Source organism: Protofrankia sp. CiP3, from assembly GCF_917627345.1.
Lineage (GTDB): Bacteria > Actinomycetota > Actinomycetes > Frankiales > Frankiaceae > Protofrankia.
On sequence record NZ_CAKJTM010000200.1, the window covers coordinates 1 to 3,943 of the forward strand.

The following is a 3,943-nucleotide window of genomic DNA, read 5'->3' on the forward strand; positions in this document are numbered from 1 at the left end:
GGTCGTGCCGCGCCGACGATGCGATGTCCGCGCCCCGCGCATAGGAAAGGTACCGTAGGTACGTGCCTACCTACCTTGGAGGTGATCGCGGTGAGCGTAGTCACGTCTCGGGAGTTCAACCACGACGTCAGCGCGGTGAAACGGGCCGCCGCTGCCGGCCCGGTGATCATCACGGATCACGGCCGACCATCACACGTCCTGCTGTCGTTCGCTGACTACCAGCGGCTCACAGGCACCGGGGGCAGGCTGGGCGACGCTTTCGTCCTCGACGAGGAGATCGGCTTCGATCCGGTGCGACCGCGGGACTCGCTGCGCGAGGTTGACCTGTGAGCTTCCTGCTCGACACCAACGTCATCTCCGAGCTCCGCAAACCCGCCAAACGCAGAGATGACCACTTCAACGGCTGGGCAGACGCCTTGTCGCCTTCAGAGACCTTCCTCTCGGTCATCACCCTGCTTGAGCTGCGCGCTGGCATCGAGAACAAGCGACGGCACGACACCCGACAGGCCGCGGTTCTGGACTCGTGGCTGGATGCCAACGTGATCCCGGCATACGTGGGCCGGGTGCTCGACGTCGACCAAACCGTCGCGGACTCGGCCGCAAGGCTCCACGTGCCCGACCGCCGCCCAGCCCACGACGCACTCATCGCCGCCACGGCTCAGGTCCATGGCCTCACGCTCGTCACCCGCAGCGAGTCCGACTTCGCTCCTATGGGCATCCCGCTCATCAATCCATGGAATTCTCACACGTAAGCTGGGACCAGGGGATGAACGCGTGCTGGCACCTGAGACCGCGACCTCCCCCTGTGGCGCTCTGCGGTGAGCGAGATGCTCCACCTTGCTCTCCGAGGTCCCGAAGACCCGGTGATCGCGCCGATGGCCATCCTTGATTCTGGCCTGCTCGCCGGGGACGGCCCCGGCCCGCCTCGCCGGACACCGTGGTACTCGGCTTCGACGACGTGGTCTCCACGGACCACGATTTCGGCCCCCGCGTGCAGCTGTTCGTCCCGCCTGGCGTTGACACCAGGCAGCTCGACGTCGCGCTGGAGAGGTTGCCGGCCCGGTTCGACGGTTTCACGGTGGTCTATTCCGACGGCGACCGATACGGCGGCCGGCCACACCACCAGGTGGAGGTGACCACGGCACAGGCGTTCTTTGTCGACCGGCCTGGCGTCGACCCCGCCGACGGGATGGAGCTGGCGGACTGGCTGCTGGCCCCGACCCAGATCCTGGCCAGCCTCACAGCCGGCGTGGTCCTGCACGACCCGCTCGATCCGCTCACTACGCGGCGCCGGGCGCTGGCCTGGTACCCAGACGACGTCTGGCGCTCTATGTCCTGGCAGCCGGCTGGCTGCGGGTCAGCCAGGAAGAACCATTCGTCGGCCGCACCGGTGCCCGGGGCGACGACTTCGGCTCACGCATGATCGCCGCCCGCGTGGCCCGCGACCTCGTCCGGATCGGCTTTCTCCTCGAACGCCGCTGGGCCCCGTACAGCAAATGGCTGACCATCGCGTTCGCGCAGTTGACCCTCGCCGACCAGATCCGTCGGCACCTGCGCCACGCGTTCAGCGCGACGCAGTGGCGGGAACGCGAAGCAGCGCTGTGCGCCGCAGCCAGTCACCTCGCCGCCGCAGCAAACCTTGTAGTGATGACCCAGCAATAGTTGTACTAGCGGACTCGCAAATTTTGTACTGCTGGGCTCGCAGATTGTGTACCGTGGCTGTATGGCCACGTCAAGGTATGTTCCGCGGATCGCCGACGGGCCTGGATGACTATGTCGACCAGGCGTTGAGGAGCGGCTTCCCCGAGGCTGCCTTGAACCTGAGCACATCAGGGCGACTCGTCTGGCTGGACTCCTACATCGATCACGTCGTCAATCGAGACGTGCTGGCCGCAGGGGAGCAACGGGACCCCGTACGACTACGTCGCTACCTCGAGGTTCTCGGGCTTTCAACGGCAGGCCTTCCCGCTGAGAGCACGGTCTACCAGGCTGCCGGAATCAACCAGAGGACCGCTGACGCGTACGATCGGATCTTGGCTGCCCTCTACCTGACCGAACTCGTTCCTGCCTGGGCGACGAACCGGCTGAACAGGCGGGCGAAGCGGTACCTGACCGATCCCGCGCTCGCGCTCGCCGCCGCCCGGGTGGACGAGCGGAGCGTCCTGCGGGACGGAGACCTGCTCGGCAGGTTGATTGACACCTTCGTCGTCGCCCAACTACGACCGGAAGTGACCCTTCTCCACCCTCACGCCCGGTTGCACCACATCCGCTCCCGGGACGGCCAGGAGGTCGACGTCGTCATAGACCTCGGAGGAGGCGAAGTGATCGGGATCGAGATCAAGGCGTCCTCGGCGCCGACCGCTCGGGACGCCCGCCACCTCATGTGGCTGCGCGATCAGCTCGGCCCGGGCTTCCGCGCGGGAGTCGTGTTCCACACCGGTCCGATTCCCTTCGATCTTGACGACCGGATCTGGGCACTGCCCATCTGTGCGCTATGGGCAGGCCGAACAGGGTAACCAGCCCGCGAGTAGCCATGATGCCGGCAGCCGCCGATCCGTTCCAGGCTCAGCGGCTGGTATAGGGGAGCGGGAGTGCGATCGTCCACTCCTACGGCCGTGCATCGACAACGCCGGCTCTACTCGCACGTGCGACGCCCGGGATCGTGTCACAGGGCCGGGGTCAGGAGGCGATCGGCGGGGCGGTGCGCCCGACGGCGGTGCGCGCGGTCCGGCCTCGCCATCCCAGCGCGGGTATGGCCCCGCGCAGCAGCAGCGCGGCGTGCACACCGGCGAACGCGACACTGTTCGCCATGCCCGGGCCCTGGTCCCGGGTCAGCCCGTAGATCGATGCGGCGATCAGCACCATGGCCGCGGCGACGGGAACCACCACCACGGCCGGCTGCCAGTGCCCGGCACCCTGCTTCGGTGTGACGACGAAACGTCCAGGCCGGCGTAGCAGCGCCCGTACCGTGGACACCACGCCGATCCAGAAGCTGGCACTTTGCAGGGTGAAGGCGGCGAAGGTGTAGCTGCCGTTCCCGGCCAGCGCAACCGTGCCCAGCGCCACGGTGAAGTAGGGCGCGAAGTGCAGCAGGAACTGGTCGGCGCTCGCGGCGGTGATCGGTTGGATGCCGAACATGATCCGCATCAGCGGCATGATCATATAGATGAGCACGGTCCAGCCGGACAGAAAGTACCCCGCGGACAGCAGGTACTGTGCTTTCAGCCGGCGGGGCAGCCGGGCGGCCAGCACCGCCGGGATCGCCGAGATGCAGCCTCGCGACCACCGCAGCTGCTGGCTGGTGTAGGAGGCCATGTCCGCCGGCCCGAGGCCACTGGCCAGTACCTCGGGCACGTAGACCGACCGCCACCCGCGGGTGTGCATGCGGATCGACAGCTCGAAGTCCTCGGTCAGGGAGTCCTCGGGGAAGCCGCCCACCTCCGCCAGGGCCGCACGGCGGAAAGCGATGTTCGTTCCGCAGCAGAACATCGCCCCCAGGCCGTCCTTGCCCCGCGCGATCCCACCGAAGAAAAGCGCCTGCTGTGCCCATGACGTCCCGGCGACCTCGTTGGTCGAGGCGTTCGCGTAGTACTGCGGTGTCTGTACAAAGCCCACACCCGGGTCGTCGAGGTAGCCGAGCGTCGCTTCCAGGAAGTCCGGGTGCGGCACGTGGTCGCAGTCGAAGATCACCACGATCGGCGCGGAGGTCCGGCCGAGTGCGTGGTTGAGGTTGCCGGCCTTTGCGCCGCGGTGGTCCGGCCGGGTGATGTAGGTGACGCCGTACCGGCTGGCCAGCGCGGCCATCCGCGGGTTGTCCCCATCGTCCAGCAGGCATACATGCACCTGCGCACCTCGCATCCGGACCGCCGCGGCCAGCGTCGGTTCCACCACGTCGACCGGCTCGTTGTAGACCGGCACCAGGACGTCCACGGCCAGCTGCCCG

Annotated in this window: 6 protein-coding genes; 5 read left to right on the top strand and 1 reads right to left on the bottom strand. The window is 67.6% G+C overall.

The features are described from left to right. Nucleotides 1-90: 90 nt before the first annotated feature. From MJ797_RS26125 to MJ797_RS26140, 5 genes are all read left to right on the top strand, one after another. Nucleotides 91-330: a type II toxin-antitoxin system Phd/YefM family antitoxin gene (locus MJ797_RS26125; protein ID WP_239342307.1), complete on the top strand. Its 240-nt coding sequence runs from the start codon at nucleotides 91-93 to the stop codon at nucleotides 328-330. Then, entirely contained in the window at nucleotides 327-752 is a 426-nt protein-coding gene (locus tag MJ797_RS26130; RefSeq protein WP_239342309.1) for a type II toxin-antitoxin system VapC family toxin, read from the top strand. Before MJ797_RS26125 ends, MJ797_RS26130 begins: the two co-directional genes overlap by 4 nt. A gap of 185 nt (nucleotides 753-937) precedes the next feature. Next, nucleotides 938-1,423, top strand: a complete 486-nt coding sequence (locus MJ797_RS27130; protein ID WP_255739531.1) for a DUF4037 domain-containing protein — start codon at nucleotides 938-940, stop codon at nucleotides 1,421-1,423. Then, on the top strand, nucleotides 1,351-1,662 hold the full coding sequence (locus tag MJ797_RS26135; RefSeq protein ID WP_255739534.1) for a DUF4037 domain-containing protein: 312 nt from the start codon (nucleotides 1,351-1,353) through the stop codon (nucleotides 1,660-1,662). The genes MJ797_RS27130 and MJ797_RS26135 overlap by 73 nt, the downstream gene beginning before the upstream one ends. 77 nt (nucleotides 1,663-1,739) lie before the next feature. Then, the gene (locus MJ797_RS26140) at nucleotides 1,740-2,516 is read left to right on the top strand and encodes an ATP-binding protein (protein WP_239342311.1); all 777 of its coding nucleotides are present in this window, start codon (nucleotides 1,740-1,742) and stop codon (nucleotides 2,514-2,516) included. Nucleotides 2,517-2,679: 163 nt separating this feature from the next. Here MJ797_RS26140 and MJ797_RS26145 read toward each other — a convergent pair. After that, the coding region (locus MJ797_RS26145; RefSeq protein ID WP_239342313.1) for a glycosyltransferase family 2 protein at nucleotides 2,680-3,943 on the bottom strand (1,264 nt) is incomplete at its 5' end.

Bases quoted from the DNA above. Each gene is read 5' to 3' on its own strand.
- MJ797_RS26140 (WP_239342311.1), top strand. From the start codon at position 1,740: ATGTTCCGCGGATCGCCGACGGGCCTGGATGACTATGTCGACCAGGCG.